Annotated in this window: 4 protein-coding genes; 3 read left to right on the top strand and 1 reads right to left on the bottom strand. The window is 71.9% G+C overall.

The annotated features are described in order from the left end of the window. Positions 1-100: 100 nt before the first annotated feature. Both RBH18_RS43120 and RBH18_RS43115 read left to right on the top strand, forming a co-directional pair. Positions 101-952, top strand: a complete 852-nt coding sequence (locus tag RBH18_RS43120) for an ATP-binding cassette domain-containing protein (protein ID WP_306216315.1) — start codon at positions 101-103, stop codon at positions 950-952. 155 nt (positions 953-1107) lie between these two features. Continuing rightward, positions 1108-1794 carry an ABC transporter permease gene (locus tag RBH18_RS43115; protein WP_306216314.1) on the top strand — a complete coding sequence of 229 codons (687 nt, stop codon included), beginning with the start codon at positions 1108-1110 and terminating at the stop codon, positions 1792-1794. A 175-nt stretch (positions 1795-1969) separates the two neighbouring features. Here the strand turns inward: RBH18_RS43115 and RBH18_RS43110 are convergent, their stop codons facing one another. Then, entirely contained in the window at positions 1970-2926 is a 957-nt protein-coding gene (locus tag RBH18_RS43110) for an SDR family NAD(P)-dependent oxidoreductase (RefSeq protein WP_306216313.1), read from the bottom strand. 527 nt (positions 2927-3453) lie between these two features. Between RBH18_RS43110 and RBH18_RS43105 the strand changes: the two genes are divergently transcribed. Then, positions 3454-4517: ATP-dependent DNA ligase (locus tag RBH18_RS43105; protein ID WP_306216312.1), on the top strand; the 1064-nt coding region annotated here is incomplete at its 3' end.

Genomic DNA, 4517 nt, shown 5'->3' with positions numbered 1-4517 from the left:
ACTACCGGCTCAGCCCGGAGGGCGCCGCCACTCTGCAGGCGGCTGCCGCAGATTGGACCGTGTTCGTGGGCAACGTCAACTCGATCATGGAGGTTCCGCAGTGACCGTCGAGGAATGGCTCGCGGCGTTCGGCGCCGAGTTGCACCGCCGCCGCGTCGACCCTGCCGCCGTCGTGGCCGAGGCAGCCGCGCATCTTCGCGACAGTGGCAGGCACCCCCTGGAGACCTTCGGCCCACCGACCGCCTACGCCGTCACGATCGCCGAGAGCCTGCGCGGCCCCACCCGCGAGTTGCGCATGCGAGGCGCCTTGCGCCTGGAGGCGGTCGGCATCACCAAGAGGTACGGCCGGAGGACGGTTCTTGACGGGGTCGACCTCCGGGTACACGCCGGCGAGGCCGTGGCGGTGATCGGCGCGAACGGGTGCGGCAAGAGCACACTGCTCCGCATCTGCGCCGGCCTCGACTCTCCCGATGCGGGTCACGTGCGGATCCGTGGCGAGCTCGGCTACTGCCCTCAGGAGGGCGGGACGGCCGAGTTCCTCACCCCCGACGACCACTTCGTCCTCGTCGGCGCGGGGCGCGGCTACGGGCGCGCCGAGTCCAGGGCCCAGGGCCGCGCGCAGGCCGCCGCCCTCGACTGGCCCGGGGCGCCGGAGAGCGGCGCGGCGCGGCATCTGTCCGGCGGGACCCGGCAGAAGCTCAACCTGGTCCTGGCCGGGATCGGCGACCCGGACGTCCTGCTGCTCGACGAGCCCTACCAGGGCTTCGACAACGGCAGCTACCTCGACTTCTGGGAGCGGGTCTGGCGATGGCGCGACGCAGGCAAGGCGGTGGTCGTGGTCACGCACCGGCTCGCCGAACTGGACCGCGCCGACGCCGTGCTCGACCTGTCGCCGCGCGACGCCGGCCCCATGACCCGCACCGGGCGCGACACCGAGGGAGACCGGCGATGACCCGCACGCTCACCGTCACCGAGGGGCGCGACGACAAGGGAGGCCGGCCATGACTCGCACGCTCACCATCCCCGAGGAGCGCGACACCGAGAGGGGCCAGCGATGACCCGCACGCTCACCATCCCCGAGGGGCGCGACACCGAGGGAGGCCGGCCATGACTCGTACGCTCACCGTCGCCGAGATGGCGCTGCGGGAGCTCAGCCGCCGCCGGGGTGTGCTGATCCTGCTGGCGTTGCTGCCGCTCGCGGCCTACTACTCGCGGCGGGGGGAGGCGTACTGGCAGTCGGTGCGCTTCGTGTCGCTCGGGATCGGCTGGACGCTGAGCACGGCGGCGCTCTTCGCCGGGAACGCGGCCCGGACCGTGGAGCAGCGGCTGCGGCTTGCCGGGTATGCGCCGCACCAGCTGTGGCTCGGGCGGCTCCTTGCCCTGTGGACGGTGGGGCTGGTGCTGGTCGTCCCCTACTTCGTGCTGATGAAGGTGGACCTGGACGACGTCCGGGACGGCGGGGTGGCACTGATCCTGGTGCTGACCGTGGTCGTGTCGGCGCCGTTCGGGATGGCCGTCAGCGCCGTGCTTCCCCGCGAGATGGAGGGCATGCTCGTTCTGCTCACCATCGTGTCCACACAGATGTTGATGAATCCGGACCAGGCCGTCGCCCATGCGCTGCCGTTCTGGTTCTCTCGCGAGATCGGTGTCTACGCCATCGAGCACGACGCCGGCACCGACCGGATCGTCAACGGTTGCGTGCACGCCGGAATCACTCTCGCAGCCTGCCTCGCCGTGATCGCCGTTGCGGCAGCGGTTCGCCTCCGCCGCCGCGGTCACCTGTCGTTCGCCTGAGATGAACCTCCGACGCCGGCGGCCAGCACGGCCACACGCCGGCTGGTCAGGACGTGGGGTGGCGGCTGAGGCACCGGCACGGCGACCCGGAAGGTTTCAAGACGACAGCGACCGCGACGACCGAACAACGGCACGACGCCTGAGATCTACGGCGAGAGGTGGGGTGGCCGGCTTGTCAGGAGGCAGGGTGGCGTTTGAGGCGGCGGCGGCCGGTGAGTGCGAGGGCAGCGGCGCCGGTCAGGGCGGCGAGGGCGGCGGCGCTTACGGGGATTCGGCCGTAGCGGGCCGGGCCTCCGTACACGCGAGGCTTGCTGGTGAAGACATTGCCCTTGTCGGGGCCGGTGCGGCGGCGGGACAGGCCGAAGCTTCGCATCAGCGGGCCGACGAGGGCGTCGTAGACCGGCGGCATGAAGCTGTAGCCGGCTTCGACAAGTTCATTGGCCAGGCCCACCGAGCGGGAGCGTCGCGGGCGGTCGGCGAGGCCGACGATCGCGTCGCCCATGCGCTCGGCGGTGTCGACGGGCGGGGGCGGGCGGCCCACGAAGCCGGCGTAGTTGCCGGAGCTGGTGTAGATGGGCGTGTCCACGCTGCCCGGGACGAGCTGACAGACGTGGATGTCCGGCGCGTCGCGCGTCTCCTGCTGCAGGATGCGGGTCAGGGCGCGCAGACCCCACTTGGGGGTCACATAGGTGCTCATGTACGGCACGGTGACGTGGCCGAGAAGGGAGCTGCTCAGGATCAGGGTGCCGCGTCCCTGCTTGCGGAAGACACGCAGGGCGGCGCGGGCGACGTTCGCCGGGCCGAGCAGGTCGGCGGTGACGACCTTGTCGAAGACGTCCGGCGGGACGTCCTCGAAGCGCCCGTAGGCCACCACGGCCGCCGTGTCCGCCCAGACGTCGATGCGGCCGAAGGCGTCGACGGCCGCCTCGGCCAGCTCGTCGACCTGGGCGCGGTCCGTCACGTCGGTCGGGACGACCAGGGCCTGCCCGCCGCACTCGGCGGCCACCTTCTCCAGGTCGGCCAGCCCGCGGGCCGCCAGCACGATCTTGTCCCCCCGAGCGGCGAACGCATGGGCGGCGGCCCGTCCGATTCCGCTCGATCCCCCGGTCAGCACGACCACACGCGACGTCATGGCCCAGCCTGTACCCGGACGATCCGCGCCTGAACGCCGACCCGGTCACCGAAATCACGCCCCCGACAGCCCGGCCGGCCGGCCCCGGCGCGCAACAGCCCAGGCGGCCACGCCCGGCGCGCAACAGGCCAGGCGGCCAGCCCCGGCGCGCAACAGGCCAGGCGGCCAGCCCCGGCGCGCAACAGGCCAGGCGGCCAGCCCCGGCGCGCGACAGCCCAGGTGGCGGTCCCGGCGCGGGACTGCTCGGGCGGTCAGCCCCGACATGTGACAGGTCAGGCGGCTGGTCCCGACAGGCGACCTCCCGGGCGGCTGGTCCCGGCGCGGGGCGGTTCGAACGGCCGGGGCGGGTCGGGACAGGTTGGGCGGCCAGCTCCGGCTCGCGACAGGGTTCCGGCGCGGCGGAGCAGCCGGGGCGGGCACGCATGCGGCCGGTCGGGCGCTCCGGGCGTACGGGAAAAAGCACCGGAAGTGGGGGACGGCGGCCGCACCGGGCCCCGAAAAGCGGGGCGAGCAGGGAGACTGACCGCATGGACCTGCCGCTCAACCCGCCCGTCAAGCCGATGCTGGCCAAGCCGGTCGCCGAGATTCCGCCCGGGCAGCTCTACGAGCCGAAGTGGGACGGATTCCGCTCGATCATCTTCCGGGACGGCGCCGAGGTGGAGATCGGCAGCCGCAACGAGAAGCCGATGACTCGGTATTTTCCCGAGGTTGTGCGGGCGGTGCTCGAGAACTTCCCGGAGCGGGCGGTGATCGACGGCGAGGTGATCGTGGCGGACACCGCGCGCAACACGCTGGACTTCGAGGCGCTGCAGCAGCGCATCCATCCTGCCGCGAGCCGCGTCACGCTGCTGTCCGAGCAGACCCCGGCCGGGTTCGTCGCGTTCGACCTGCTTGCGCTCGGTGACGAGGATTTGACGGTACGGCCCTTCGCGGAGCGCCGCGCGAAGCTGGAGGAGTGTCTGGCCGGAGCCAAGCCGCCGGTCTACGTGACGCCCGCCACCGATGACGTGGAGACGGCGCGCCGCTGGTTCGCCGAGTTCGAGGGCGCGGGGCTCGACGGGCTGATCGCGAAGGCCAAGGACCTGGGCTACGAGCCGGACAAGCGGGTCATGGCCAAGATCAAGCACAAGCGTACGGCCGATTGTGTCGTCGCCGGCTACCGCCTGCACAAGTCCGGGGAGAACCGGATCGGCTCGCTGCTGCTCGGGCTCTACGACGACCGGGACGTACTGGTTTCTGTGGGCGTCATCGGCTCGTTCCCGATGACGGTGCGCGAGGAGCTCTTCGTCGAGCTGCAGCCGCTGGTGACCGAGTTCGAGGGGCATCCCTGGAACTGGGCGGCGCACATGTCCGGCGAGCGCACCCCGCGCAAGAACGAGGTCAGCCGCTGGAACACCGGCAAGGACCTCTCCTTCACCCCGCTGCGGCCGGAGCGCGTGGTGGAGGTGCGCTACGACTACATGGAGGGCGAGCGCTTCCGGCACACCGCCCAGTTCGAGCGGTGGCGTCCCGACCGCCAGCCGCACTCCTGCACGTACGAGCAGCTGGAACGCCCGGTTCGCTTCAACCTGGCCGACGTCCTCACGAGCAG

The sequence above is a fragment of the Actinoplanes oryzae genome (genome assembly GCF_030757795.1).
Classification (GTDB): Bacteria; Actinomycetota; Actinomycetes; order Mycobacteriales; family Micromonosporaceae; genus Actinoplanes.
The sequence above is the reverse complement of the archived record's forward strand: the minus strand, read 5'-3'. Positions and strand labels throughout refer to the sequence as shown.

Coding starts and splice junctions, on each gene's coding strand:
- RBH18_RS43115 (WP_306216314.1), top strand. CDS start 1,108: ATGACTCGTACGCTCACCGTCGCCGAGATGGCGCTGCGGGAGCTCAGC.
- RBH18_RS43110 (WP_306216313.1), bottom strand. CDS start 2,926: ATGACGTCGCGTGTGGTCGTGCTGACCGGGGGATCGAGCGGAATCGGA.